The sequence below is a fragment of the Pectobacterium zantedeschiae genome (assembly GCF_004137795.1).
Classification (GTDB): Bacteria; Pseudomonadota; Gammaproteobacteria; order Enterobacterales; family Enterobacteriaceae; genus Pectobacterium; species Pectobacterium zantedeschiae.
The window spans coordinates 2,213,019-2,237,714 of record NZ_NWTM01000001.1 but is presented as its reverse complement, the minus strand read 5'-3'; the positions used below and the strand labels follow the sequence as shown (position 1 = coordinate 2,237,714).

Annotated in this window: 22 protein-coding genes; 12 read left to right on the top strand and 10 right to left on the bottom strand. The window is 54.0% G+C overall.

From position 1 onward, the window contains the following. The first annotated feature begins 77 nt into the window (after positions 1-77). Genes menD through menE form a run of 5 tightly spaced genes read left to right on the top strand, consistent with a single transcriptional unit; the run spans position 78 to position 5,782 of the window. The gene (gene menD, locus CLR69_RS10235) at positions 78-1,760 is read left to right on the top strand and encodes a 2-succinyl-5-enolpyruvyl-6-hydroxy-3-cyclohexene-1-carboxylic-acid synthase (protein ID WP_129712577.1); all 1,683 of its coding nucleotides are present in this window, start codon (positions 78-80) and stop codon (positions 1,758-1,760) included. 50 nt (positions 1,761-1,810) lie between these two features. Further along, entirely contained in the window at positions 1,811-2,548 is a 738-nt protein-coding gene (gene menH, locus CLR69_RS10230) for a 2-succinyl-6-hydroxy-2,4-cyclohexadiene-1-carboxylate synthase (RefSeq protein ID WP_129712859.1), read from the top strand. A 5-nt stretch (positions 2,549-2,553) separates the two neighbouring features. Further along, the gene (gene menB / locus CLR69_RS10225) at positions 2,554-3,411 is read left to right on the top strand and encodes a 1,4-dihydroxy-2-naphthoyl-CoA synthase (protein WP_129703430.1); all 858 of its coding nucleotides are present in this window, start codon (positions 2,554-2,556) and stop codon (positions 3,409-3,411) included. Next, positions 3,411-4,382, top strand: coding sequence for an o-succinylbenzoate synthase (gene menC, locus CLR69_RS10220; protein ID WP_129712576.1), 972 nt, complete (start codon positions 3,411-3,413; stop codon positions 4,380-4,382). The genes menB and menC overlap by 1 nt, the downstream gene beginning before the upstream one ends. Further along, positions 4,370-5,782 (top strand): o-succinylbenzoate--CoA ligase, encoded by a 1,413-nt coding sequence (gene menE / locus CLR69_RS10215; RefSeq protein WP_129712575.1) that lies wholly within the window; start codon positions 4,370-4,372, stop codon positions 5,780-5,782. Before menC ends, menE begins: the two co-directional genes overlap by 13 nt. An 18-nt stretch (positions 5,783-5,800) precedes the next feature. On the opposite strand, the gene CLR69_RS10210 is transcribed toward menE, so the two are convergent. Next, positions 5,801-5,998, bottom strand: coding sequence for a catalase (locus CLR69_RS10210; protein WP_129712574.1), 198 nt, complete (start codon positions 5,996-5,998; stop codon positions 5,801-5,803). A gap of 251 nt (positions 5,999-6,249) precedes the next feature. Here CLR69_RS10210 and CLR69_RS10205 point away from each other — a divergent pair, with 251 nt between their 5' ends. Then, complete coding sequence (locus CLR69_RS10205) at positions 6,250-6,789, top strand: YfaZ family outer membrane protein (RefSeq protein ID WP_129703438.1); 540 nt, start codon at positions 6,250-6,252, stop codon at positions 6,787-6,789. 201 nt (positions 6,790-6,990) lie between these two features. Here CLR69_RS10205 and tyrP read toward each other — a convergent pair whose 3' ends face one another. Then, positions 6,991-8,199: a tyrosine transporter TyrP gene (tyrP, locus tag CLR69_RS10200; protein ID WP_129712573.1), complete on the bottom strand. Its 1,209-nt coding sequence runs from the start codon at positions 8,197-8,199 to the stop codon at positions 6,991-6,993. A gap of 485 nt (positions 8,200-8,684) precedes the next feature. On the opposite strand from tyrP, the gene CLR69_RS10195 reads away from it, so the two are divergent. Continuing rightward, a complete protein-coding gene (locus CLR69_RS10195) occupies positions 8,685-9,878 on the top strand; it encodes a nicotinamide mononucleotide deamidase-related protein YfaY (protein ID WP_129712572.1) in 1,194 nt (397 codons plus the stop codon). 428 nt (positions 9,879-10,306) lie between these two features. Here CLR69_RS10195 and CLR69_RS10190 read toward each other — a convergent pair whose 3' ends face one another. From CLR69_RS10190 to tesA, 3 genes are all read right to left on the bottom strand, one after another. Continuing rightward, positions 10,307-11,167 (bottom strand): co-chaperone YbbN, encoded by an 861-nt coding sequence (locus CLR69_RS10190; protein ID WP_129712571.1) that lies wholly within the window; start codon positions 11,165-11,167, stop codon positions 10,307-10,309. A gap of 110 nt (positions 11,168-11,277) precedes the next feature. Beyond that, positions 11,278-12,048 (bottom strand): SDR family oxidoreductase, encoded by a 771-nt coding sequence (locus CLR69_RS10185; RefSeq protein WP_129712570.1) that lies wholly within the window; start codon positions 12,046-12,048, stop codon positions 11,278-11,280. Positions 12,049-12,076: 28 nt separating this feature from the next. Next, positions 12,077-12,757, bottom strand: coding sequence for a multifunctional acyl-CoA thioesterase I/protease I/lysophospholipase L1 (gene tesA, locus CLR69_RS10180; protein ID WP_197730574.1), 681 nt, complete (start codon positions 12,755-12,757; stop codon positions 12,077-12,079). Between tesA and ybbA the strand changes: the two genes are divergently transcribed. Genes ybbA through CLR69_RS10165 form a run of 3 tightly spaced genes read left to right on the top strand, consistent with a single transcriptional unit; the run spans position 12,683 to position 16,132 of the window. Continuing rightward, positions 12,683-13,414 (top strand): putative ABC transporter ATP-binding protein YbbA, encoded by a 732-nt coding sequence (gene ybbA, locus CLR69_RS10175; protein ID WP_129712568.1) that lies wholly within the window; start codon positions 12,683-12,685, stop codon positions 13,412-13,414. The two genes, tesA and ybbA, sit on opposite strands and share 75 nt — an antisense overlap. Next, positions 13,411-15,840: a putative ABC transporter permease subunit YbbP gene (gene ybbP, locus CLR69_RS10170; RefSeq protein WP_129712567.1), complete on the top strand. Its 2,430-nt coding sequence runs from the start codon at positions 13,411-13,413 to the stop codon at positions 15,838-15,840. Before ybbA ends, ybbP begins: the two co-directional genes overlap by 4 nt. 43 nt (positions 15,841-15,883) lie before the next feature. After that, entirely contained in the window at positions 15,884-16,132 is a 249-nt protein-coding gene (locus tag CLR69_RS10165; RefSeq protein WP_039554379.1) for a hypothetical protein, read from the top strand. Between the two features lie 40 nt (positions 16,133-16,172). Here the strand turns inward: CLR69_RS10165 and speG are convergent, their stop codons facing one another. From speG to purM, 5 genes are all read right to left on the bottom strand, one after another. Beyond that, positions 16,173-16,748, bottom strand: a complete 576-nt coding sequence (speG, locus tag CLR69_RS10160) for a spermidine N1-acetyltransferase (protein ID WP_129712566.1) — start codon at positions 16,746-16,748, stop codon at positions 16,173-16,175. A gap of 166 nt (positions 16,749-16,914) precedes the next feature. Beyond that, entirely contained in the window at positions 16,915-19,116 is a 2,202-nt protein-coding gene (locus CLR69_RS10155; protein WP_242451578.1) for a TonB-dependent siderophore receptor, read from the bottom strand. Then, on the bottom strand, positions 19,109-20,215 hold the full coding sequence (locus CLR69_RS10150) for an ABC transporter substrate-binding protein (protein WP_129712565.1): 1,107 nt from the start codon (positions 20,213-20,215) through the stop codon (positions 19,109-19,111). Before CLR69_RS10150 ends, CLR69_RS10155 begins: the two co-directional genes overlap by 8 nt. A gap of 285 nt (positions 20,216-20,500) precedes the next feature. Next, complete coding sequence (purN, locus tag CLR69_RS10145; protein ID WP_129703456.1) at positions 20,501-21,139, bottom strand: phosphoribosylglycinamide formyltransferase; 639 nt, start codon at positions 21,137-21,139, stop codon at positions 20,501-20,503. Further along, positions 21,139-22,176 (bottom strand): phosphoribosylformylglycinamidine cyclo-ligase, encoded by a 1,038-nt coding sequence (gene purM, locus CLR69_RS10140; protein WP_129712564.1) that lies wholly within the window; start codon positions 22,174-22,176, stop codon positions 21,139-21,141. The genes purN and purM overlap by 1 nt, the downstream gene beginning before the upstream one ends. Before the next feature lie 338 nt (positions 22,177-22,514). Here purM and upp point away from each other — a divergent pair, with 338 nt between their 5' ends. Together upp and uraA are read left to right on the top strand one after the other, a co-directional pair. Next, on the top strand, positions 22,515-23,141 hold the full coding sequence (gene upp, locus CLR69_RS10135; RefSeq protein WP_014914591.1) for a uracil phosphoribosyltransferase: 627 nt from the start codon (positions 22,515-22,517) through the stop codon (positions 23,139-23,141). Positions 23,142-23,357: 216 nt separating this feature from the next. Beyond that, a complete protein-coding gene (gene uraA, locus CLR69_RS10130; protein WP_129703460.1) occupies positions 23,358-24,647 on the top strand; it encodes a uracil permease in 1,290 nt (429 codons plus the stop codon). The last annotated feature ends 49 nt before the right edge of the window (positions 24,648-24,696 follow it).

The window sequence follows — 24,696 nt, the reverse complement described above, 5'->3', positions numbered from 1 at the left end:
GCGAGTAAGAGAAGCCAGCGTATATGCAGCTTGAGGTATGACGGGAATAACCTGCAACCTGAGTTGTTGAGTAAATCATGTCAACAAGTGTATTTAATCGCCGCTGGGCTACATTACTGCTGGAATCGCTGACCCGTCACGGCGTCCGGCATATCTGCATTGCGCCTGGTTCTCGTTCCACCCCGCTGACGCTGTCCGCGGCGGATAATCATGCGCTGATTTGCCACACGCATTTCGACGAACGAGGGCTCGGGCATCTTGCTCTGGGGTTGGCAAAAGCCTCGCGTGAGCCTGTTGCGATTATCGTAACCTCCGGTACGGCTGCCGCGAATCTCTATCCCGCAATCATTGAAGCAGGGCTGACCGGCGAACGGCTGGTGGTTCTGACGGCTGACCGCCCGCCGGAGTTAATTGACTGCGGTGCGAATCAGGCGATTCGTCAGCATGCACTGTATGCGTCACACCCTACGCTGGCGCTGGATTTGCCGCGTCCTACGCCCGATATTCCGGCTAGTTGGCTGGTTTCCTCTGTGGATAGTGCAATGGCGCGGCTTACACACGGCGCGTTGCACATCAACTGTCCTTTTGCTGAACCGCTGTACGGTGCTGATGATGGCACGGCCTATCAGGACTGGTTGATGACGCTTGGCGACTGGTGGAACAGCCGTGAACCCTGGCTGCGTGAAATGCGCCAGAGTGCGCTGGCGGTACAGCCGGACTGGCCACAGTGGCGGCAGAAGCGCGGCGTCGTCCTCGCTGGCCGCGTTAGCCCTGAACAAGGCACGCATCTTGCGGCGTGGGCGAATGAGCTGGGCTGGCCGCTGATTGGTGATGTTCTGTCGCAAAGTGGGCAGCCTTTGCCCTGTGCCGATATTTGGCTGGCACACCCTGAAGCAGCAGATCTTTTACGGCAGGCGGACATCGTCCTACAGTTCGGCGGAAGCCTGACTGGCAAACGTCTGCTGCAATGGCAGGAACAATGTCAGCCGCAAGAGTTCTGGTTAATTGATGATTTACCAGGACGGTTGGATCCCGCTCACCATCGCGGGCGTCGTCTGGTCGCGGACGTTGGCGAATGGCTGTCTGCGCATCCGGCAGACAAACAGACGCCGTGGGCGGATTTACTGGTGGATATTGCCGACAAAACGCAGCGGCAGGTTGACGCGCATCTGGCTTCCCGCTTTGGTGAAGCGCAACTGGCGCAGCGGATACCGGCGCTTTTGCCGCCTGATGGGCAGTTATTTATTGGCAACAGTCTCGTGGTACGTCTGATAGACGCACTGGCGCAGCTCCCGCAAGGGTATCCTGTGTATGGTAATCGAGGCGCCAGCGGTATTGATGGCCTGATTTCCACACTGGCAGGTGTTCAGCGTGCCACGGCGAAAGCGACGCTGGGCATTGTCGGCGATCTCTCTGCATTATACGATTTGAATGCGTTGGCGCTATTGCGTCAGTCCCCTGCGCCACTGGTGTTGATCGTGGTGAACAATAACGGTGGCCAGATATTTTCCCTGCTGCCGACGCCTGCTGCACAGCGTGAAGCATTTTATTGCATGCCGCAAAATGTGGAATTTGGACATGCCGCTGCGATGTTTGGCCTGAATTACGTGCGTGCCGAAAGCTGGGAACAACTGGCGGATACCGTGTCGGATTGCTGGATTCAAGGGGGCGTCACGCTGCTTGAAGTTATCGTTGAACCAAAGGATGGCGCGGAAACGCTTAATGAACTAGTCGCGCAGGTAGCGACGTGGGCTCACTAGGTTTTCAGGGGCTAGCCTGCCGAAAAGCGGCATATGGTGCGGTTGCTCCGATGCAGCCGTGGCTGGTGTGTCTGCATGGTTTATTAGGCAGCGGTGAGGATTGGCAGCCTGTCCTGCCGTTTTTTCGTGATTGGCCCGTGCTGCTGGTGGATTTACCCGGACACGGTGCGTCACAAGCCGTTGCTACAGCAGATTTTGCCGATGTAAGTCGCCAGCTAACCGCTACGCTGCTGGCGCAGGGCATTGAGCGTTATTGGCTGTTGGGCTATTCGCTCGGCGGGCGCATTGCGATGTACCAAGCCTGCGAGGGAAATCATGACGGCATGCTGGGGTTGCTGGTCGAAGGCGGACACCCCGGTCTGGCAACGTCCGAACAGCGTACGGAGCGTATCCACCATGATGCACGCTGGGCGCTGCGCTTTCGTCAGGAACCGCTGCCAGAGGTCTTGCTGGACTGGTATCAGCAGGCAGTTTTTGCCGATGTTGACTCCGTACAGCGTGAGCAACTGGTCACGCGCCGCAGCAATAATCAGGGTACATCCGTTGCGGCGATGCTGGAAGCAACCTCTCTGGGGCGGCAGCCTTTTTTGGCGGAGCGACTCCAACACCTGTCGATACCTTTTGTTTACTTATGTGGTGCCAGCGATGTGAAATTTCAGACGCTGGCGGCGCAATACGGCCTGCCGTTACTGAGCGTAGCTCGGGCAGGTCATAATGCACATCAGGCGAACCCCGCGGCCTATGCTGAGCAGGTTCGCTCTTTTCTTTTGCACCCCGTTAAGGATTGATAACTATGCTTTATCCGAGTGAAGAACTGCTTTACGCACCGATTGAATGGCACGATTGCAGCGGCGACTTCGCCGATATCCTCTACCATAAATCCGTCGATGGTATTGCCAAAATCACGATTAACCGTCCTCAGGTACGTAATGCGTTCCGTCCGCAGACGGTAAAAGAGATGATTCAGGCGCTCGATAATGCCCGTCATGACGATGGTATCGGGACGATCATCCTGACTGGCGCTGGCGACAAAGCATTCTGCTCCGGTGGCGATCAAAAAGTACGCGGTGACTACGGCGGTTATCAGGATGACAGCGGCGTGCATCATCTGAACGTGCTGGATTTCCAGCGCCAGATCCGCACCTGCCCGAAACCGGTTGTCGCGATGGTCGCAGGGTATTCTATCGGCGGTGGACACGTTCTGCACATGATGTGTGATCTGACGATTGCCGCAGAGAATGCCATCTTCGGTCAGACTGGCCCACGTGTCGGTTCCTTTGACGGCGGCTGGGGTGCTTCTTATATGGCACGCATCGTTGGTCAGAAGAAAGCGCGTGAAATCTGGTTCCTGTGCCGCCAGTACGACGCTGCGCAAGCGCTGGATATGGGGCTGGTGAACACTGTCGTACCGTTGGCTGAGCTGGAAAAAGAAACCGTACGCTGGTGCCGTGAAATGTTGCAAAACAGCCCGATGGCGCTGCGCTGCCTGAAAGCTGCGCTGAACGCAGACTGCGATGGTCAGGCAGGTTTGCAGGAGCTGGCGGGCAATGCCACCATGCTATTCTACATGACGGACGAGGGGCAGGAAGGTCGTAACGCGTTCAATGAAAAACGCCAGCCTGACTTCAGCAAATTCAAACGGAATCCGTAATGCGGCAGGTCACTCTCTATCGTTACAGCGTGCCGATGGAAGCCGGGGTGGTGCTGCGCAATCAGCGTCTGAAAACCCGCGATGGCCTTATCGTTCGCCTGCAAGAAGGCGAACGGTTGGGCTGGGGCGAGATTGCGCCGCTGCCGGAGTTCAGTGTAGAAACGCTGGCAGAGGCACAGTCAGCCGCGCTTGAGCAACTGGCTGCGTGGGCGGCAGGATCTGCATTTTCTGACGTTCTTCCACCGTCCGTGGCCTTCGGTTTGAGCTGTGCGCAGGCCGAACTGGATCAGCGCCTGCCGCAGGCGGCGGACTATCGCAAAGCGCCATTGTGCAATGGCGATCCTGATGAGCTGTTCGAAATGCTACAGGCGATGCCAGGCGAGAAAGTGGCAAAGATTAAAGTCGGCCTCTACGAGGCGGTTCGTGATGGCATGATCGTTAACGTACTGCTGGAAGCCTTGCCGGATCTGAAACTCCGTCTGGATGCCAACCGCAGTTGGACGCGAGCTAAAGCGGACGGCTTTGCCCGCTATGTCGCCCCGTCGTTACGTTCACGCATTGCCTTTCTTGAAGAACCTTGCAAAACCCGTAATGAATCTCGTGAGTTTGCGCGGGAAACCGGCATCAATATTGCCTGGGACGAAAGTGTGCGTGAGGCGGATTTTCGGGTAGAAGCCGAGCCGGGCGTGAGCGCGATTGTGATCAAACCGACGCTGGTCGGTGGTCTCGCTCGCTGTCAGCAACTGGTGCAGGAAACGCATCAGGCGGGGTTAACGGCGGTGATCAGCTCCAGTATTGAATCTAGTCTGGGGTTAACGCAGTTGGCGCGGGTGGCGCATTGGTTAACGCCGGATACGATCCCTGGGTTGGACACGTTAGATCTGATGCAGGCACAGGTGATTCAACGCTGGCCGGATAGCACGCTGCCGCTTCTGGCTGCCGAGCAACTGGATGTGGTATGGCTATCCTGACTGACTGGCCGTGGCGACACTGGGCTAACCATACGCCCCGGTCTGTCGCGTTGATTGAAGATGAAACCCGCTGGAGCTGGCAGGCTCTCGCTCGGCGGGTAGATCATCTGGCAGAGTATTTTATACAGCAGGGCGTGACTGCTGAAAGCACGATAGCGCTACGCGGTAAAAATAGCGTACAGATGTTGTGTAGTTATCTGGCGCTGTTGCAGTGCGGTGCGCGGGCGCTACCGCTGAATCCACAGCTACCCGATACGTTAACCGATGTGCTGCTGCCTGCGCTGAATGTGGCATATGGCCTGTGCCTGAATGATAAGCCTTGGCCGGATGCGATACGTTCGCTTTCTTTACCATCAGCCTGTTCGTTATCGGGTGATACCGAAGAAACCGGCTGCACTAATAGATTACGCTGGCAGGCCGATAGGTTGGCGACGCTGACGCTGACATCCGGCTCCAGCGGGATGCCAAAGGCGGTGGTGCATACGTTCGCCGCTCACCTTTCCAGCGCGGAAGGTGTGGTTCAGATGATGGCATTTTCCGCCAATGATAGTTGGCTGTTGTCACTTCCGCTCTTTCACGTTTCCGGGCAGGGCATCGTCTGGCGCTGGCTTGCTACCGGGGCGACGGTTGTTGTCCGTGCGCATCAGCCGTTGGAGAATGCGTTGCGCGATTGCACTCATGCCTCTCTGGTACCGACTCAGCTATGGCGACTGCTGTCAGAGAAGGCCTTTCCTCAAGCATTGAAAGCCGTGTTGCTCGGCGGGGCGACGATTCCGCAGACGCTGACGCAACAGGCAGAAGCTCGAGGTGTCAGTTGCTGGTGTGGCTATGGTCTGACGGAACTGGCGTCTACGGTTTGCGCTAAACGTGCTGATGGACGCTCGGGCGTCGGCATACCGCTGCAAGGACGAGAAATCCGGCTTATGGACGATGAGATTCTGCTGCGTGGCAGTACGTTGGCCGTTGGCTATTGGCGTGACGGAAAACTGATTCCACTGGTCGATGATGATGGCTGGTTCCATACGCGGGATCGCGGGCTATTTGCCGGGGATGAGTGGCATATTCTGGGGCGTTTAGATAATCAGTTTTTCAGCGGCGGAGAAGGGGTTCAGCCGGAGAATATCGAAGCTGTGCTGTTGACGCATCCCGATGTTCAGCAGGCATGTATTGTGCCCGTTGAGGATGTGGAGTTCGGCCACCGCCCTGTTGCGGTATTGGAAGTGGCACAAACGACGACGCTTGATGCGGTTCGCGATTGGTTACAGCCGCAACTTGCCGGATTTCAGCGCCCGGTCGCATATTATGTGCTGCCAGTTGAACTGAAAAATGGTGGGATTAAGCTTTCTCGCCAACAGGTAAAAAACTGGGTCAATGCCACGTATCCCCAACCTAAAAGGTAGGGGGCGCTCGACGGCATATTATTTCTCTGGAACGTGAGGGCTTGAACCTACCTTGCCCTTCCGATGACTGGTGCTGGTTTCGCGATCAAACTGGGCCAGTTTTTCCAAAAACCACATGTCCTGAAACTGTATCGGACTGCGCCTCTCGGCATTCACCGAATGATGATCGACTCTTGCTGTTGTGTTTTGCCCTACGGCTAATTTTCCTTCTCTCATGATCGCTTCCTTCTGCCTGTTTACCCATCATCCATGGTGAATACTATTGCCCACTTTGTGTTTTAGGGGCAAATAGGCGGTGCTTATCGTTGCTATTGTCAGCAATTTTCAATCAGCATTTTTATGATTATTAACAGAATAAATCACTGTTCAGGGCAATTTCATGCTGGAGTGGGGGGACGTTTCGGGTAGAATCGGCAACGATAACATCTTTACACGCGCGTTTAACGACGGTTTTAAGGATATTGAAAATGAAAAAGTTTGTGATTGCCTGTGCGGGAAGCCTGTTGCTAGCAAGCGCTTCTGTACATGCCATTAGCCTTTCTGGGGAAGCAGGTCGTGATTACGCTGGTGCCAGTGCGGGCTTCGGTCTGGGCATTCCTGGGCTTGCGGGCAGTGTGAGCTATGCTCACGGCGACAACAACAATGATGTCTACGGTTTCGGCCTGGGATATACCATTCCTGTTGGCCCACTCAAGCTGACTCTGGGTGGCAAAGCGCTGTATTTGAACCAGGATCACGGCGATGATGGTTATGGCGTTGCTCTGGGCGGTGGCGTGCAGTGGCCGCTGAGCCGTCAGTTCTCGCTGTATGGCGAAGGCTACTATTCACCAGATGCTTTCTCCAGCCATGTTGACCACTATGTTGAAGGGAAAGCAGGCGTGCGCTGGCAGGTCTTTGCGCCGCTGAGCGTTGATGTCGGCTACCGTTACATCAATATGGCGCGTGAGAATGGCCCAGATAATAAGTTGGCTGATTCTGCCTATGTTGGCGTTGGTCTGAGCTTCTAAATACCCATTATATTTCAAGCGGCAGGTGTGTTGGCCTTTTTGCCATATCAGGTATCGCTGTTTGAAAGAAAAAAGAGCGTGAATGCTGAGTTCACGCTCTTTTTTTATGACGGACATCCTTGTCCGCCACCCTTCGGGCCGTCGCTACGCAACGTTAAAAAACGCTCCCAGCGTTTTTTATGTCTAGGAGGGCCGAAAAGATTAGCTGATTGACGGCAGCCAGCCTGCCACCATCGCCAACTGGATCAGGATGATGCTTACGCCGCTGGCGAAGACCAGACCCAGAACTGGCACACCGCCGCGAGTTGTATGTATTTCAGGATGCTTTTTGCGCACCTGCCAACTCAGCAGGACGGGAATGAGTAACGCCAGCACGGCCAGTGCGATAGCTGCATAGCCCAGCGCCATCACAAACCCTTGCGGATAAAATAGCGCAAATACCAGCGGTGGAATAAAGGTCAGTAAACCCGTCTGCGCACGCCCCGTGACGCTATTTTTACGCTTAAACAGATCGGCTAAATAATCGAATAATCCGAGCGCTACGCCGAGGAAAGAGGTCGCCAGTGCCAGATCGGCAAACAGGTGAACGGCCAGTTCAACGTGTGGCGAGGCAACGAGTGTACGAATCGCCTGCATCAGCCCATTCAATCCCGCCTGATCGGCCAAAATGGCATTGAATGTCGAAGAGCTCAGACTGCCTAACATCGCGAGCTGCCAGAAAATATAGGCAATCAGCGGTATCACGCTGCCGATAAGAAATATCCGGCGCAGCTTACGGCTGTCACCGCCCATGTAGTGCACGATACTGGGGATGCTGCCATGAAAACCGAATGAAGTCAGAATAACGGGTAATGCTGAGAGCGTCAGGCCCTGTTGCAGCGGCAGCGTTAAGAGATTGACGCGCTGAATGTGCGGAACCATGACGGCCAGCATAATGACGAGCATCAGCACTTTGCCGCTAAACAAGATGCGGTTGAATAAATCGACTGAAGATGTCCCGATGCAAACGACGCCACCAGCAACCAGCGTGAAGAGTAAAATGCCTGCGGATAGTGGAAGTGAGTAGCCACTCCACTGGCTGATGCTGCTGGAGAGTAGCTCGCCTGCGCCGCTGATATAGGCTGCCGTTAGCGCATACATCAGAAATAGCATACTAAAACCGGTAATCCATTGCCCCCAGCGGCCGAGGTAAATTTTTGCCAATGTGCCTAACCCGGTGTGCGACGGCTGATGTTGATACACTTCAACCAGCAACAAGGCGCTGTAACACATCAGCGCCCACAGACCGATCAATATCATCAATGTGGTACCGAACCCGACGCCAGCCGTTGCCAACGGCATCGCCAACATTCCTGCTCCAATTGTGGTACCAGCAACGATAAAAATACTGCCAAGAGTACGATTTTTCACCTATTCCTCTATATATAGCGTGGTTATACTCCAAATAATTCGAGTTTCATGACAAAACGTACTCGTTTTGAACAACGCTTCGCGTTGGCCCGCTAGGGCGATGCTCAGCAATGTGCATCGTAACGCGGCAAGAGAAGGTCAAATTCGTCGGGAACGAATTTGACCAGCCAACGGCTGGCCTCTAGTGAGAGACAGGATGTCTCTCATTTCATCCCGATGAGCTTACTCAGGTAAGCGATTCGGGTGAGTGAACGCAGCCAACGCACATGCAACTTGAAGTATTACGGGTATATCCAGATATTTTTGGCAGCAGGGTAGAGTATTCAGTGATTTCTGTCAAAAGGCCGTTACGAGACGTGTAACCTTATATTTACACTGGAGCGAGGTACGTCTGCGTGGCGCATTACCGGACAGGCTGAAAGAAATATTGTGTTTGTTCATCTGACTTTCTAAAGTGGTTTCAGAATCATCATCAGGAGTGAAAAATGCTTAGGGTTGAGATGTTATGTACCGGCGATGAAGTGCTGCACGGCCAGATTGTTGACACCAATGCAGCCTGGCTGGCGGATTATCTGTTTCAGCAGGGACTACCGATGACCAGCCGGATGACGGTGGGTGACGATCTCGATGCGCTAGTGACGGCGATAACGCAGCGTAGCCAGATAGCCGATATCCTGATTGTGAACGGCGGTTTGGGGCCGACCAGCGACGATCTTAGCGCGTTGGCGGCGGCTACCGCAGCAGGAGAAGGGCTGGTTGAGCACGCCGAATGGCTGGCGCGTATGGAAGCTTTCTTTGCCGAGCGCGGTAGAGTCATGGCTCCTAGCAATCGCAAACAGGCGCAAATCCCTGCCAGCGCAGAGATGGTGGATAACCCGGTGGGCACCGCCTGTGGTTTTGCGTTGCAATTGAATAAATGCTTGATGTTTTTTACGCCGGGCGTGCCCTCTGAGTTTAAAGTCATGGTCGATCAGCAAATTATGCCGCGTCTGCGCGAGCGTTTTGCTGTCGCGGATGCTCCACTGTGCCTGCGTTTGACCACCTTTGGTCGCTCCGAGAGCGATCTGGCAAGCCAGTTGGATGGTATGGCGTTACCGCCGGGCGTGGTGCTGGGCTACCGTTCTTCTATGCCGATTATCGAGCTGAAGCTGACTGGCCCAGCGGCACAGAAGGAAAAAATGGAGCAACTGTGGGAAACCGTGCGCGCCGTAGCAGGGGAAAATGTCATTTTTGAAGGAACGGAAGGACTACCGGCACAACTGGCTCGGCGTCTTGCCGAACGTGATACGACGCTAGCGGTGAGTGAACATTTCACGGCTGGACTACTCAACTGGCAGCTTCAATCGGCGAGTGCTCCGCTGGCTGGTGGAGAGTTACTGGCAAACGTTCAGGACACCAGTTTGTCTGGGTTAGCGGACTATGCACGCCATCTGGCAGAGCGTCAGGGCGCGTCGCTAGCGCTAGTGGTGGGCAGACGGGATGATGCTGAACTTTCCTTAGCGCTGCATACGCCCGAAGGAGCTTTCGCTCAAACGATACAGTTCAACGTACAGCGCTACAGTCTGAAAACTCATCAGGAAGTGGTGGCGATGCTGGCGATGAACATGCTGCGACGCTGGCTAAACGGCTGGTCAGTCTACGGCGGCCACGGCTGGATCACGGTGTTGAAGACGCTGTAGTCAGCGGGGGATTGAGGGTCTCTGCCTAGCTGCATTTCTATTCGGCTTTCGGGGGAGTTTCGTGCGCGATAATATCGCCATTTTCATGCTACCTCGTAGTATGCGCCCGACACGGGGCGTCTCAAGCGCCGCTCGCCCCGTGACCCCAGGCTTTCGGCGGGAAATTATGCCGCTAACGCGGTGCCTTCGTCGGTATCAGGCTCAACGGACCGCTTGCGACACGTTCCCGACGTGGCGCAAGCTTTCGCCGCGTCCTGCGGCTCATCCTAAGCCTGCTATCTCCTCAGCATAATTTTTTACGCCGAGTTAGCACGCCCGAAACCATCCCATCAATCTAGCATAAGACGATAAGACGATAAGACGATGGCTAATGCTTACCTGCAAATAAGAAGGCCAGAATCAACGTTCTGGCCTTTTTCACAAGAGAATCAGTACAGTAACGAATAGAGCTGCCGGCGGTAGCGCGCGGCGAGGGCATCGCTGGTGCCGAGGGCGGCCATGATGTCCATCAGCGTTTTACGTGCGCTGCCGTTAGCAACGGCCAGATCTTTCTTCAGGAATCCCATCAGTAGTTCGAGCGCTTCTTCATTACGACCAACCTGATGCAGTTGCAGAGACAGTTGTACGGCCAGATCTGCATTTTGCGGGTCAGCGTCCAACTGCTGCTGTAAATGCTGAATTTCTGGCGTATCTGCTGCCTGCTTCAGTAATTCAATCTGAGCGATGAGGCTGTGATAGCGAGTGTCTTGATCCTGCAAAGGAATGGTGGCCAGCACGGCTTCGGCCTCTTCACTGCGTTTAATTTGAATCTGTACTTCCGCCAGCATCAGGCCGATGTCGCTGCGCTGCTGGCTGAGTTGCCAGGCATCTTTCAGCAGTTGCATTGCTTCTGGCAGTTTGTCTTCCTGAATTAACTGCTGTGCCTGCGCGACTTTCAGCTCTTCTTCTTTCGGCAGCGCGCGTTTCAGCAGTTCACGGATCGCTTCTTCCGGCTGCGGGCCTTGAAAACCATCCAGCGGCTGTCCGTCTTTAAACAAATAAACGGTTGGGATTGAACGCAGGCCAAACTGGGCGGCTACGCGCTGCTCGGCATCACAGTCAACCTTCGCCAGAACAAACTGTCCTGCGTATTCCTGCGCCAGTTTGTCCAGCACAGGTTCAAGTTCCAAACAGTGCTGGCTGCGCGCCGACCAGAAGTAAAACAGGACGGGCAGTGTCGCGGAGTGTTCCAAAACCTGATGCAGGTTGGATTCGTTAACGTCAACGATAGTCGTTTGTTGTTCTAACATGAGTAGTCTCTCTTACTTCTTGAATTCGTTTGACCTTTAGATGGGGCCTGTTGGTGTTACTTACAAGCCTCGTGCAGAGGTGAGTGCGCAATACGCCGCCTTCTGCTGCCTTATCCTCGTAATACTTTATCCAGCAGACACCCCGGTAGCAGGCGACGCAACCAGGTTAAAGCATGAGCCACCAGTGTTACGGGATAGCGCAATTTGGGGCGCGAACTTTCCAGCGCATGATGGAGTTTCGGCAGTATCGCTTCCGGCGGTAGCGTGAAGCGTTTGGCGATGCCGGGATTGGTGACCGGTTTGTCCGTCTGCGTCTGTGCGACGTTATCAGTAAAGCGTGTGCTGATCGGGCCGGGCTCGATCAGGCTGACGCGCAGCCCGCTGCCGTGGAGCTCCATGCGCAATGCATCTGACCAGGCCTCCAGTGCATATTTGCTGGCGGCATACGCGCCGCGTCCCGGCGTGGATACTAGCCCCATTACCGAACTGGTCTGGATGATGCGGCCTTCGCCGTGCGGCAGCATTGCGGGCAATAGCAACTGTGTGAGCTGATGCGTACCGAACAGATTGCTGGAAAACTGCTGTTCGAACTGCTGGCGTGAAATCGTATTCAGTGGCCCATACAGGCCGTATCCGGCGTTGTTAAATAAGCCATACAGACGGTTATCAGTCAGTCTGATCACGTCCGCAGCAGCCTGTTCAACGCTGGCGCTGTCATCCAGATCGAGCGTGATTGCTTCAAGACCCAACGCGGTCAGACGCGCGACATCCTCTGCGCGGCGGCAGGCTGCAATCACGCGATAGCCGCGTTTTTGCAAATCCTGTGCGGCAATCAGGCCAATACCGCTGGAGCAACCGGTAATGAAGACCGTTTTTTGCATAACTTTACCTAATTCAAAAGCCTATTTATTAAGACTCATGGTTAACTAAGGGTTCCAACTGCTTCGCCATCCATTCTGCGATAAACGGTTGAGCATCACGGGTTGGATGGATGCCATCTTCCATCATCCACTCCGGTTTAAGATACACCTGCTCCATAAAGAAAGGCAGCAGAGGAAGCGCAAACTGCTCCGCCAATTTGGGGTACATATTGCTGAATGACTCGGTGTAGCGGCGGCCATAGTTGGTTGGTAAACGAACCTGCATGAGCAGCGGCTTAGCGTTAGCCTGTTTGACTAGCGTAATGATTTTCGCCAGATCTTGCTCGATATTGGCGGTCGAAAATCCCCGAAGCCCGTCATTGCCGCCCAGTTCGATCAACACCCAACGCGGCTGATGTTGTTTCAGTAGAGCAGGTAGTCGTGCCAGCCCCTGTGCGGTGGTATCGCCACTAATGCTGGCGTTAACAACAGCGATGCCCTTTTTCTGAGTCTGCCACTGTGTGTTCAGCAGCGTCGGCCAGGCGTTAGCGGCCGGCATCTGATAGCCCGCACTGAGGCTATCGCCCAGAATTAATAATGTGTCAGCGGCGAAAGCACGTACGCTGCATAATCCCAGAAGCAAAAGGACGAAAACATGTTTGCGAAGACCAGCCCAGCGAGTGCTACGCCAAGCAAAACTGCGCACGTAGAAAACATTCTTGAAGTTCATCATCTTAGTAAGCACGTTGGTCAAGGAGAGAATCGGCTTTCCATCCTTACCGGAGTTGAGCTCATTGTCAAACCTGCGCAGACAATTGCCCTGATTGGTGAATCTGGTTCGGGAAAGTCAACGTTGTTGGGAATTCTGGCTGGTCTGGATGATGGCACGGAAGGGGATGTTAGCCTGATGGGCAAGTCGCTGAAGGCACTGGACGAGGAAGGTCGTGCAGCGCTACGTGCCCAACACGTCGGTTTTGTGTTCCAGTCTTTCATGCTGGTGCCGACGTTGAATGCGCTGGAGAACGTGCAATTACCGGCGTTGCTGCGCGGTGAAAGCGACAGCCACAGCCGTGGGCAAGCTGAACAACTTCTGCAACAGCTTGGGTTAGGTGAGCGCTTACACCATCTTCCTGCTCAGCTTTCTGGCGGTGAACAGCAACGTGTGGCGCTGGCGCGTGCGTTCAGCGGCCGTCCTAACGTGTTGTTTGCCGATGAGCCCACCGGGAATTTAGATCGTAAAACCGGTGAACGTATCGTTGATTTACTGTTTTCCCTCAATCGTGACTATGCCACCACGTTGATTCTGGTGACGCACGATGAGCAACTGGCGGCACGCTGCGAACGACGCCTGCGGTTAGTCGACGGCAAACTGCGGGAGGACGCATGATCTGGCGGTGGTTTTGGCGCGAATGGCGCTCTCCTTCCTTACTGATTGTTTGGCTGGCGTTAACGTTGGCGGTGGCCTGTGTGTTGGCGTTGGGCACCATCAGCGACCGCATGGAAAAAGGGCTCAGTCAGCAGAGTCGTGATTTCCTGGCAGGTGACCGCGTGCTGCGTGCGTCGCGACCCGTGGCGGAAACCTGGCTTTTGGACGCGCAGCAGCGTGGGCTGACGCTCAGTCGGCAGATTTCCTTTATGACTATGACGTTCGCGGGCGATACGCCGCAGCTGGCGCAGGTGAAGGCTACTGACCAGCGCTATCCGCTGTATGGTAATTTGCAGACGCGTCCCGAAGGGCTGCATGCCGAAGCGGGGACGGTGCTGGTGGCTCCGCGCCTGCTGGCCTTACTCGGGCTGAACGTTGGTGACATGCTGGACGTCGGGGATACCTCGTTACGTGTCAGCGGTGAGCTGATTCAGGAACCGGATTCTGGCTTTAACCCGTTCGAAACCGCGCCACGTATTCTGATGAATCTGGACGATGTCGAGAAGACGGGGGCGATTCAACCGGGTGGTCGTATTACCTGGCGTTACATGTTTTCCGGCAATGAGAAGCAAATTAGTGAATTCAGCAACTTCATCAAGCCACAGCTCAAGCCCGATCAGCGCTGGTATGGCATGGAAGATTCTGAAGGCGCGCTGAGCCAGTCGTTAAAGCGGTCACAGCAGTTCCTGTTGTTGTCAGCGCTGCTGACGCTGTTGTTGTCTATCGCCGCCGTTGCGGTGGCGATGGGGCATTACTGCCGCAGCCGCTATGACTTGGTCGCTATCCTGAAAACGTTGGGGGCAGGGAAACAAGCGCTGAGGCGATTAATCATCGGCCAATGGCTCTCTGTGCTTGGGCTGGCGGCGGTGTGCGGTAGCGTGCTTGGTTTGGGATTTGAGGCGTTGTTAATGAAAATGCTGGCACCGGTGCTACCCGCTGCACTGCCAGCATCCGGGGTATGGCCATGGGTGTGGGCGCTGGGGTCACTGGTGCTGATTTCGCTGCTGGTTGGGCTGCGGCCGTACCGACTGCTATTGGCGACGCAGCCGCTGCGTGTGCTGCGTCAGGATGTGGTGGCGAATGTGTGGCCGCTGCGCTACTACCTGCCGATTGTCCAGCTTATTGTCGTCGGCCTGCTGGCTGTGTTGTCCGGTGGCGGCGTGCTGCTGTGGTCGCTGCTAGGCGGTGTGGCGGTGCTGTCGTTACTGTTGGGCGTTATCGGCTGGGGCGGGTTGCTGTTATTACGACGTTTGACGGTTAAACGCCTGGCGTTGCGTCTGGCCATTAATCGCCTGTTGCGCCAGCCGTGGTCGACGCTCAGTCAACTGGCTGCATTTTCGCTGTCTTTCATGCTCTTGGCGCTGCTACTGGTGATGCGTGGCGATTTACTGGATCGCTGGCAGCAGCAATTGCCGCCAGGCAGCCCGAACTATTTCCTGCTGAATATCACGAAGGAGCAGGTGCCACAGGTGCAGGATTTCCTTTCTCAGCATGACGTGACGCCGGAGCAATTCTTCCCGATTATTCGTGCGCGGCTGACGGAAATTAATCAGCAGATCGCGACAGAAGTGATCCATGAGGACGATCCGGGCGGTAACACGGTGAATCGTGAACTGAACCTAACCTGGATGAACGGGATTCCGCAGCACAACGTGCTGGTGGAAGGGGAAGCACCGAAGGCGGGTGAAGTCTCGATGGAAGCGAAAGAAGCCAAAGAGATGGGTATCAAGATTGGCGATACGCTGACCTTTACCGGCGACACGCAGCCGTTTAGCGCCACAGTGACCAGCTTCCGTCAGGTTGATTGGGAAAGCCTGCGCCCGAACTTCTTCTTTATTTTCCCCGTGGGGGCGTTGGATAACCAGCCACAGTCCTGGCTGACCAGCTTCCGCTACGATGGCGATGAGAAGATGATTACCCAACTGAATCGTCAGTTCCCGACGGTTAGCGTGATGGATATCGGCAGTATTCTGCGTCAGGTGGGGCAAGTCTTGCAGCAGGTAAGTCGTGCGCTAGAGATTATGGTCATACTGGTACTGTTCTGCGGCGTGCTGCTGTTGCTGGCACAAATTCAGGTCGGGATGCGTCAACGGCGTCAAGAGTTGATGGTTTACCGTACGCTGGGCGCGGGATTACGCTTGCTGCGCACCACGCTATGGTGTGAGTTCGCGGTACTGGGACTCGTGGCGGGAACGGCGGCGGCGATTGGTGCAGAGTCGGCTCTGTGGCTGTTGCAGCGGAAGGTCTTTAACTTTGCCTGGGAGCCGAATATCACGATGTGGATAACGCTTCCGTTAATCGCGGCGTTCCTTTTGTCGCTCTGCGGTGGCTGGTTGGGGCTACGACTCTTACGCGGTAAAGCCCTGTTCCGCCAGTTCGCGGGTTAATATTGCGTATAAGAATACGCCATTTTCTCTGAGACGAATTGCTATGCAAACACAGAGAAAGTTTCGTGCGCAGTACCGCCGCCACGTTTATGCAAAACCTTATAAGCGCCCGACGCAGGGCGCTCAAGCGCCGCAGCCCTGCGAACCCTGGCTTCTGGCTAAATTATGCCGCTACGCGGTTCCATCGGTGTTCATGACCGCTAACCGAGCCGCCAGTGACGCGTTCCCTACGCGGCACTGGCTTTCGCGACGTCCTGTCGCTCACTCGGCGGTCAAGCTCACCGCTGCATAATTTTTGATGCCGTATAACAGAGAAAATCGATCTTTTTACCTTACTGGCTGATGGAACTTCCCGGTGCTTCGCCGCCGGTTCCCGTCACGGTTTTGTGTTTCGCCAGATATTGATGCTGGAAAATGCACATGCGGATCGTGTTACGGTATTCACCGTTGATGAAGAACTCGTGGATCAACTCACCTTCTACCTCAAACCCTAGCTTGCTGTAGATGTGGATCGCTTTCTGGTTTTCCCTATCCACAATCAAATACAGTTTGTACAGGTTCAATACCGAGAAGCCATAATCCATCGCCAATTTGGCTGCCGTGCTGGCGTAGCCGCGGCCCTGATAGGCCGGGTCGATAATGATCTGAAATTCCGCACGGCGGTGGATATGGTTAATCTCCACCAGCTCAACCAGACCTACCTTAGTTTGCTCGTGTTCAATAATGAAGCGTCGTTCGCTCTGGTCATGAATATGCTTGTCGTACAGATCGCTAAGTTCGACAAAGGCCTCATAAGGCTCTTCAAACCAATAACGCATCACACTGGCGTTGTTATCCAACTGATGAACAAACGTGAGATCGTCTCGCTCCAGCGGTCGTAGCCGAACGGAATTGCTCGTACCGGACATAGTGAATCCTTAATTGATAAAAGGGACGTGAACCGTGCTGTTGGGGTCACGCTGGCATGGGTATGCCAACGCTAGTATAGCGGCGGATAGGCTGGCGCTGAACGCGTAATGTGGAATGAAAAATCGTTAAGTGCCCCGTATCGGTGAGATACGGGGCGAAAGTACATCAGAAATCGACGCTAGCGCGCAGTACTACCTGGCGCGGTTCGCCAATGGCGACACGCAGGTTATTACCGCTGGAAGGGTAGTAGGTTTGGTCGAACAAATTTTTTACATTTAATTGCCATTTCACCTTGTAACCGTTGAGCGGCAGGCTATAGGCAACAAACGCATCGGCGACGGTGTAATCGTCCAGATAGAAGGTGTTCGCCGCATCACCTGCACGACGGCTGACGTAGCGTGCCCCCGCTCCGGCGCGGAGATCGTCACCGGCTGCCAGCCCAATGTTGCCGAAGTCCTGTGTCAGGAACAGCGACGCGGTATGACGTGCAGCGTTAGGCATGCGTTTACCTGTATTTTCCGGGTCAGCGGTGACGCGTGCATCGGTGTAGGCATAAGAACCGATCAGGCTTAAAGAATCGGTGAGGCTACCCGCCAGATCCACTTCAACACCCTGTGAACGCACTTTGCCCGCTGTACGGTAAAGATTGTCGTCGACCTTAACCATCACGTTTTGCTTTTCAATGTCGAACAAGGCCACGTTACCGGTAATACGATTGGGCAGATCCAGCTTGGCGCCAATTTCGTAAGACTTGCCAATTTCCGGCGGAAGGGCACCGATATTATTGGCAATATTGCTATTGGGCTTAAATGATCCGCTATAACTGGCATAAAGTGATGAATACGATGTCATGCTATAGATGATGCCCGCACGCGGAACGACGCGATGGTATGAACTGTCCGTGTTGGTGATGAACGGACGCCCCTTACCTGCCATCACATCAAAGGTGTCATAACGCAGGCCACCCAGCAGTTGCCAGCGATCGTTAAGGCGAATGGCATCCTGCATAAATAACGCTTTGCTGTCGATATTTTCGCGCTGGTCACTGTCTTTCGCGTTGACGGCAGTAGAGGCTGGCAATCGACCATATACGGGGTTATAGATATTGAATCCCGAGGTCGCCGTACCGCGAATCATATCACCACGGAATGTTCTATCCGCTTCATAATCAAACCCAAACAATAGCTGATGATTGATGCGGCCCCAGTCGACATCGCCATTCAGCGTGAGCTGGACAATTTGCGCCTGGCTATGTGCATAACCTGTAGAGTCTGGCTGACGGGTTAGTACACCCGTGTTGGCATTGTATTTCGTGGCTCGCGCCTGATTATCGCTGTAGCGGTTGCGGTTATACGAGTAAGTCAGGCTGCTTTTCCAACGGTCATTCACGTTGCGGTCAACTTGCATAGTAACGCTATCCTGATCGCCGCGTGTTGCGTTGTAGCTTTCATCAAAACGGCGGTCACGTGGCGTATTAACTGGTTTTCCCGTCTTTGGATCGATAATGGTGCCGCGATCGAAAGGCGTCAGGTATTCCATGTGTTCGTAGGAAACGCGTACCGTGGTGTCTTCGCCGTACCACATCAGCGACGGTGCAATCGTCGTCTGGCGGTTACGTCCAAAGTTACGCCAGTAGTCGGTTTCGTCGTGATCGACGACCATCCGGTAAGCCAAGCCGGACGTGCCTAACGGACCGGTAACATCCAACTGTCCGCCGCCACCTTTGAAGCTGCTTCCCCAGCCTTCAATGTGCGTTTTTTGTACCAATTCTGGTTTCTTGCTGATGATATTAATGATGCCACCGGGTTCGCCCATACCGTAGAGCATGGAGGCGGGGCCTTTAAGCACTTCGACGCGCTCACTGCTGGGGGTAAAGTTACGCGCCTGAATGGAGCGCACACCATCACGAAAGATCGAACCGTCGCGGTTATCGCCGAAGCCGCGTTTGATGACGGCATCCTGTGTGCCCCCTAGCGTATTAGACTGGGTGATGCCGCTGACGTTATACAGCGCTTCATCAATATTGCGTACCGCACGATCTTCAAGCACCTGCGTGGGGACGACATTGACTGCCTGTGGGACATCCAACAGTCGGCTTTCGGTACGAGTGCCGGTCACGGTTTTATGCGGCTGATAGCCTGTTTCTTTTCCCGTCTGGCTGCCAGTGGTGGTCGTCACCACCATGGTGTCTTCTTTGCTATCGTCGACGGCCGCCTGAATGCTAAATGGCAGCAGCGCCAGCAGAGGCCAGCCGTGACGGAACGCGTTCTTTTTTATGGTCTGCCACTCATGGCGGCCATTTTTCTGTTTGTCGCTGGATCGACGTTGTAAATGGCTTGCGCCATTTTTTGTAGCAAACTTATTCATGCGAAATCTGACTCCAATAAATCCCTGAAAATTCAATAGGTAAAAACTGTTGGTAGAGTTGTTGTAGTGTTTGTTGCGGATCGATATCGGTAAATTGATCGGGGTAGAGCGCCTTGGCAAACATCTCGACCATCACGACGTGATACGGGCTGAGATAGAAGTTATGCCACATGCTCCAGGCGCGACCTGTTTGCACGGCTCGCAGGTGAGACAAAATAGGTTCTTGGCGAATGAGCGTGTCGAAGCTCTCTTTCGCCTGCGCGGCGTTAACCAGTGGTCCGAGCATCAGACTAGAGAAACGTTTGCCCTCCGGCCCAGCCATTCCGGTGGCGATGTAGACGTCGGGATTGGCAGCCAGCACGCGCTCTGGGCTCAACTCGCCGTAGACGCTGTTGATGACGCCAGCGGCAATATTCTCGCCACCAGCGAAAGTGAGTAGATCGCCAAGGCTGCCGCCGACCGCCGTGGTGCAACAGGTGTCTCGTCTGCCCAGGTGCAGGTGCAGCATGACTGTCGGTTTCTTACCGTGATATTGCGCGATGCGTTGGCGAATCACGTCCATATGTTGCTGATAGAAATCGCTGAAGGAAGCCGCGCGTTGGGGTTGGTTCAACACCTCACCAAGCAGGCGAATACTGGGTAACGTGTTGTTAAGCAGGTCTATACGTAGATCGACATAAATGAAGGGAATACCCGCGCGGGTCAGCGTTTGTTGCAACTGATCTTCATTGTCTACATTTTTTGCCAGCCGCGGCAGAATGACCAAATCGGGTTTTAGCGGAAGCAGCATCTCTGCATTCATCGCTTGCAGACTACCGTTGCCGAGCTGTGGGATCTGCTTCAGCTGTGGAAATTTTTCGGTATATCGTAGCCAGCTTTGCGCATCGTAACGTGCCATGTCTCCCGGCCAGCCGACAACATTCTTGGCTGGTTCGTTAGGCTGAAGCAGGGCTAACGTATACAGCATACGGCTCTCACCTAGAATGATGCGCTGGGGACTGTCTGGGATCTCTACCTGTCGGCCTAAAATATCGGTGACGGTTTTTGCTTGTAGGAGTGGGCTGAGGAAAAGCAGGCAAAGGAGTAAGACGGTACGCATGATCGGGTTCACAAAATTTGGGATGGAGAAAGATAATCATTGTCATTTTCGTTTTCAACCGACTAAGAGTGCGTGTAATTACGGTTGATAGAAATGTTCTTTCTTATCTGATGGTTAGTGATTTTTTCGTAAAGATTAGTAAATATTTAAAGCGTAGATAGAGAGTTAAGAACCGCAGTGATGCGAATAGTCAGGAAAAGAGAGAAGTGAAAAAGGAAAGGGTAAGGCCCCGCAAGAGAGCCTTACTTCTATGACGAACTGACAGTATATGACGAACTGACGGTACTACTCGGCGGCATAACCCTGTGGAGGGATACGCACGCTGTCCAACCAGGCTTCATTATCACGCATCACTAGTCGGCCGTTCAGGAACCAGTTAATGACCATCGGATAAATCGTGTGCTCGTGCGTTTTAACGCGTTCGCTCAGACTTTCTTCCGTATCGTCATTAAATACAGGCACCTTAGCTTGCAGAATCAACGGGCCGCCATCCAGTTCATCAGTGACAAAATGTACGGATGTGCCGTGTTCCCGATCGCCATTTTCCAGCGCCTTACGGTGCGTATGCAATCCAGGATATTTCGGCAGCAGGGACGGGTGAATATTCAGCATTTTGCCTGCGAACTGAGCGACAAATTCCGGGCTGAGAATGCGCATATAGCCTGCTAAGACCACCAGCGCCGGTTCATATTGCTCAATTTCGTTTGCCAGTGCCGCATCAAATGCAGCGCGGTCGGCAAAGTCTTCAGGGTTCAGGACGAACGTCGGAATATCCGCATTTTGCGCGCGTTCTAGCCCGTAAGCCTCCGCATTATTACTGAATACGGCGACGATCTTTCCTTTGATACGTCCGTTCTTACAGGCGTCAATCAACGCCTGTAAGTTGCTTCCATGACCTGAAATCAGCACAACGATGTTTTTCATCAGTTAATAACCACTGCGTCTCCGGCATCGGTTTGAGTAATGACGCCGATTTTCCATGCGTTTTCGCCGCTGCTGTTGAGTAATGCAACGGCCTCGTCTGCCTGTTCGGCTGGCAGTGCGATGATCATACCAACACCGCAGTTGAAAGTACGATACATTTCGTGGCGGCTGACATTACCGGCCTGTTGCAGCCAGTTGAAAACTGCAGGCCATTGCCAGCTAGATTCGTCGATAGTTGCCTGCATACCTTCTGGCAGCACGCGTGGGATATTTTCCCAGAAACCGCCGCCAGTCAGGTGAGAAATCGCGTGCACGTCCACTTTTTCAATCAGAGACAGGATGGATTTCACATAAATTTTGGTCGGTGCCAGCAGATGGTCGGCCAGCGGTTTGCCTTCTAGCTCAAACTGCTCTGGATCGGTTTTGCTGACTTCAAGCACTTTACGCACCAGCGAATAGCCATTGGAGTGTGGGCCGCTGGCTGCGAGAGCAACCAGAACATCACCGTGCTGAACTTTGCTGCCGTCGATGATTTCTGATTTTTCTACGACACCGACGCAGAAGCCAGCAACATCATAGTCTTCGCCGTGATACATACCTGGCATTTCGGCGGTTTCGCCACCGACCAACGCACAGCCTGATTGCTTACAGCCTTCCGCGATACCGGTAATTACGCTCGCAGCGGTGTCAACATCCAGCTTGCCTGTGGCGTAATAGTCGAGGAAGAACAGCGGTTCGGCACCTTGAACGACCAGATCGTTCACGCACATCGCAACCAGATCGATACCAATCGTATCGTGGCGCTTCAGGTCCATCGCCAGGCGCAGTTTGGTGCCGACTCCGTCAGTGCCGGAAACCAGAATCGGTTCGCGGTATTTTTGCGGTAAGGCGCACAAGGCACCGAAACCACCCAATCCACCCATAACTTCCGGGCGACGGGTCTGTTTCACTACACCTTTAATACGGTCTACCAATGCATTACCCGCATCGATATCCACGCCTGCGTCTTTATAGCTGAGAGAGGTTTTGTCGGTCACTGCTGAGTCCCCACGAAGGTTACGGGTTGTATTCAGAAAATAGGGTGTTCAGAAAACATACTGTGGTAAAAAATAATGCGCGCTAATTCTAACAGTGTAGGCAATCGTTTGCGAGTGATGAGTCATTGGCTGGCTATTTTTCGTTAATGGCGACAATTTCTTTTCTCGGTTGATCTGGATCAGGCTTAATCATATGGCGATAAGTAAAAAAGGCGGTATAATCCCGCGATTTTTTTACGACGGGCTCTCATGCCCGCCGCCCTGCGGGCCGCCGCAAGCGGTGTTTAAAAACGCGTGTAGCGTTTTTTGTCCGTCCACTAGCCGATGGGGAGATAATGATGAAGATCGTCGAGGTGAAACACCCACTAGTCAAACATAAACTGGGTTTGATGCGTGAGAACGATATTAGCACGAAGCGTTTTCGTGAGCTGGCTTCCGAGGTAGGAAGTTTGCTGACTTATGAAGCGACGGCTGACCTGGCAACCGAAAAAGTCACCATTGATGGCTGGTGCGGCCCGGTCGAAGTCGATCAGATTAAAGGCAAGAAAATTACCGTCGTACCGATTCTGCGTGCAGGGTTAGGGATGATGGAAGGCGTGCTGGAAAATGTCCCTAGCGCGCGTATCAGCGTTGTCGGCATCTACCGTGATGAAGAGACGCTGGAGCCTGTTCCTTATTTCCAAAAGCTGGTTTCCAATATCGAAGAGCGCATGGCGCTGGTTGTTGATCCAATGCTGGCAACCGGTGGTTCAATGATCGCCACGATCGATCTGCTGAAAAAAGCAGGTTGCCACAGTATTAAGGTACTGGTGTTGGTTGCGGCGCCAGAAGGGATTGCCGCACTGGAGAAAGCCCACCCGGATATTGAGCTGTACACGGCATCCATCGATAAAGGCCTTAACGAGCAGGGTTACATCATGCCGGGTCTGGGTGATGCAGGCGATAAAATATTTGGTACGAAATAACAGGTAAGCCGACTTATAGTCGGCTTTTTTTTGGCGTAAACCTAAGTATTCCCTATGGTTCGCCACAGCCTGTGTTACGTCACTCGCGGTTCTTTTATTACATCAGCAGTCAACATCATCTTGCTTCACTACGGTGGGGCGGGATGAGTCTGGCTGTGATAATAAGTGCGGGTCTACCTGCACACACAAATAGCAACACTACAGAGGATATTGAAGATGACTCGTCGCGCCATCGGGGTGAGTGAACGACCCCCCTTGTTACAAACCATCCCGTTGAGTTTCCAGCATCTGTTCGCGATGTTTGGCGCTACCGTTCTGGTACCCATTCTGTTCAAGATCAACCCAGCGACTGTACTGTTATTCAACGGCGTGGGTACGCTGCTTTATTTATTCATTTGTAAGGGCAAAATCCCGGCGTATTTGGGGTCGAGTTTTGCGTTTATTTCCCCGGTATTACTGCTGTTGCCGCTGGGGTATGAAGTTGCACTGGGTGGTTTCATTATGTGCGGCGTGTTGTTTTGTCTGGTGGCGCTGATTGTTAAGAAAGCGGGTACTGGCTGGCTGAATGTACTGTTTCCGCCCGCGGCAATGGGGGCGATTGTTGCCGTAATCGGCCTTGAACTGGCGGGTGTTGCGGCGGGAATGGCAGGGTTGCTGCCTGCCGATGGCACATCCGTTGATTCCACTGCGGTGACAATTTCTCTGGCGACGCTGGCGATCACGATTCTGGGGTCGGTGCTGTTTCGCGGCTTTCTGGCGATCATTCCGATTCTAATCGGGGTACTGGCTGGCTATGCGCTGTCATTCGCACTGGGCGTGGTTGATCTGACTCCGATTCGTGAAGCGCACTGGTTCGCGATGCCGACATTCTATACGCCACGCTTTGAGTGGTTTGCCATTCTTACGATTCTGCCTGCGGCGCTGGTGGTGATTGCGGAGCACGTTGGTCATCTGGTCGTAACGGCAAATATCGTGAAAAAAGATCTGATGCGTGAACCGGGGCTGCACCGTTCTATGTTCGCCAACGGAATTTCTACCGTGTTGTCTGGTTTCTTCGGCTCTACGCCGAACACCACCTATGGTGAAAATATCGGCGTGCTGGCGATTACCAAAGTGTACAGCACCTGGGTTATCGGCGGTGCGGCGATCCTCGCGATTCTGCTCTCCTGCGTAGGTAAACTGGCGGCGGCGATTCAGGCTGTACCGGTTCCTGTCATGGGCGGCGTATCGCTGCTACTGTACGGTGTGATCGGTGCGTCCGGTATTCGCGTACTGATTGAATCCAAAGTGGATTACAACAAAGCGCAAAACCTGATCCTGACCTCCGTGATTCTGATCATCGGCGTCAGTGGTGCGAAAGTGCATCTCGGTTCGACCGAGCTGAAAGGCATGGCGCTGGCAACGGTTGTCGGCATCGGTATGAGTTTGGTGTTTAAGGTCATCAGCCTGTTCCATAAAGACGAAGAGATCCTTGATGCACCAGAAGAGAAAGACGTGCGTTCATAACCACGTTATTCTCCCTGTTGAGGCCGTGCATATCGCGTCCTCAACAGAG

Excerpts from the sequence above, each read along its gene's own strand:
- CLR69_RS10205 (WP_129703438.1), top strand. The coding sequence starts at position 6,250 with ATGAAAAAGTTTGTGATTGCCTGTGCGGGAAGCCTGTTGCTAGCAAGC.
- uraA (WP_129703460.1), top strand. The coding sequence starts at position 23,358 with ATGACTCGTCGCGCCATCGGGGTGAGTGAACGACCCCCCTTGTTACAA.
- menB (WP_129703430.1), top strand. The coding sequence starts at position 2,554 with ATGCTTTATCCGAGTGAAGAACTGCTTTACGCACCGATTGAATGGCAC.
- CLR69_RS10190 (WP_129712571.1), bottom strand. The coding sequence starts at position 11,167 with ATGTTAGAACAACAAACGACTATCGTTGACGTTAACGAATCCAACCTG.
- purN (WP_129703456.1), bottom strand. The coding sequence starts at position 21,139 with ATGAAAAACATCGTTGTGCTGATTTCAGGTCATGGAAGCAACTTACAG.
- menC (WP_129712576.1), top strand. The coding sequence starts at position 3,411 with ATGCGGCAGGTCACTCTCTATCGTTACAGCGTGCCGATGGAAGCCGGG.
- CLR69_RS10150 (WP_129712565.1), bottom strand. The coding sequence starts at position 20,215 with ATGCGTACCGTCTTACTCCTTTGCCTGCTTTTCCTCAGCCCACTCCTA.
- tesA (WP_197730574.1), bottom strand. The coding sequence starts at position 12,757 with ATGAACTTCAAGAATGTTTTCTACGTGCGCAGTTTTGCTTGGCGTAGC.
- CLR69_RS10210 (WP_129712574.1), bottom strand. The coding sequence starts at position 5,998 with ATGAGAGAAGGAAAATTAGCCGTAGGGCAAAACACAACAGCAAGAGTC.
- upp (WP_014914591.1), top strand. The coding sequence starts at position 22,515 with ATGAAGATCGTCGAGGTGAAACACCCACTAGTCAAACATAAACTGGGT.
- CLR69_RS10195 (WP_129712572.1), top strand. The coding sequence starts at position 8,685 with ATGCTTAGGGTTGAGATGTTATGTACCGGCGATGAAGTGCTGCACGGC.
- menH (WP_129712859.1), top strand. The coding sequence starts at position 1,811 with ATGCAGCCGTGGCTGGTGTGTCTGCATGGTTTATTAGGCAGCGGTGAG.
- CLR69_RS10185 (WP_129712570.1), bottom strand. The coding sequence starts at position 12,048 with ATGCAAAAAACGGTCTTCATTACCGGTTGCTCCAGCGGTATTGGCCTG.
- CLR69_RS10155 (WP_242451578.1), bottom strand. The coding sequence starts at position 19,116 with ATGAATAAGTTTGCTACAAAAAATGGCGCAAGCCATTTACAACGTCGA.
- ybbP (WP_129712567.1), top strand. The coding sequence starts at position 13,411 with ATGATCTGGCGGTGGTTTTGGCGCGAATGGCGCTCTCCTTCCTTACTG.
- CLR69_RS10165 (WP_039554379.1), top strand. The coding sequence starts at position 15,884 with ATGCAAACACAGAGAAAGTTTCGTGCGCAGTACCGCCGCCACGTTTAT.
- ybbA (WP_129712568.1), top strand. The coding sequence starts at position 12,683 with ATGTTTGCGAAGACCAGCCCAGCGAGTGCTACGCCAAGCAAAACTGCG.
- menE (WP_129712575.1), top strand. The coding sequence starts at position 4,370 with ATGGCTATCCTGACTGACTGGCCGTGGCGACACTGGGCTAACCATACG.
- speG (WP_129712566.1), bottom strand. The coding sequence starts at position 16,748 with ATGTCCGGTACGAGCAATTCCGTTCGGCTACGACCGCTGGAGCGAGAC.
- menD (WP_129712577.1), top strand. The coding sequence starts at position 78 with ATGTCAACAAGTGTATTTAATCGCCGCTGGGCTACATTACTGCTGGAA.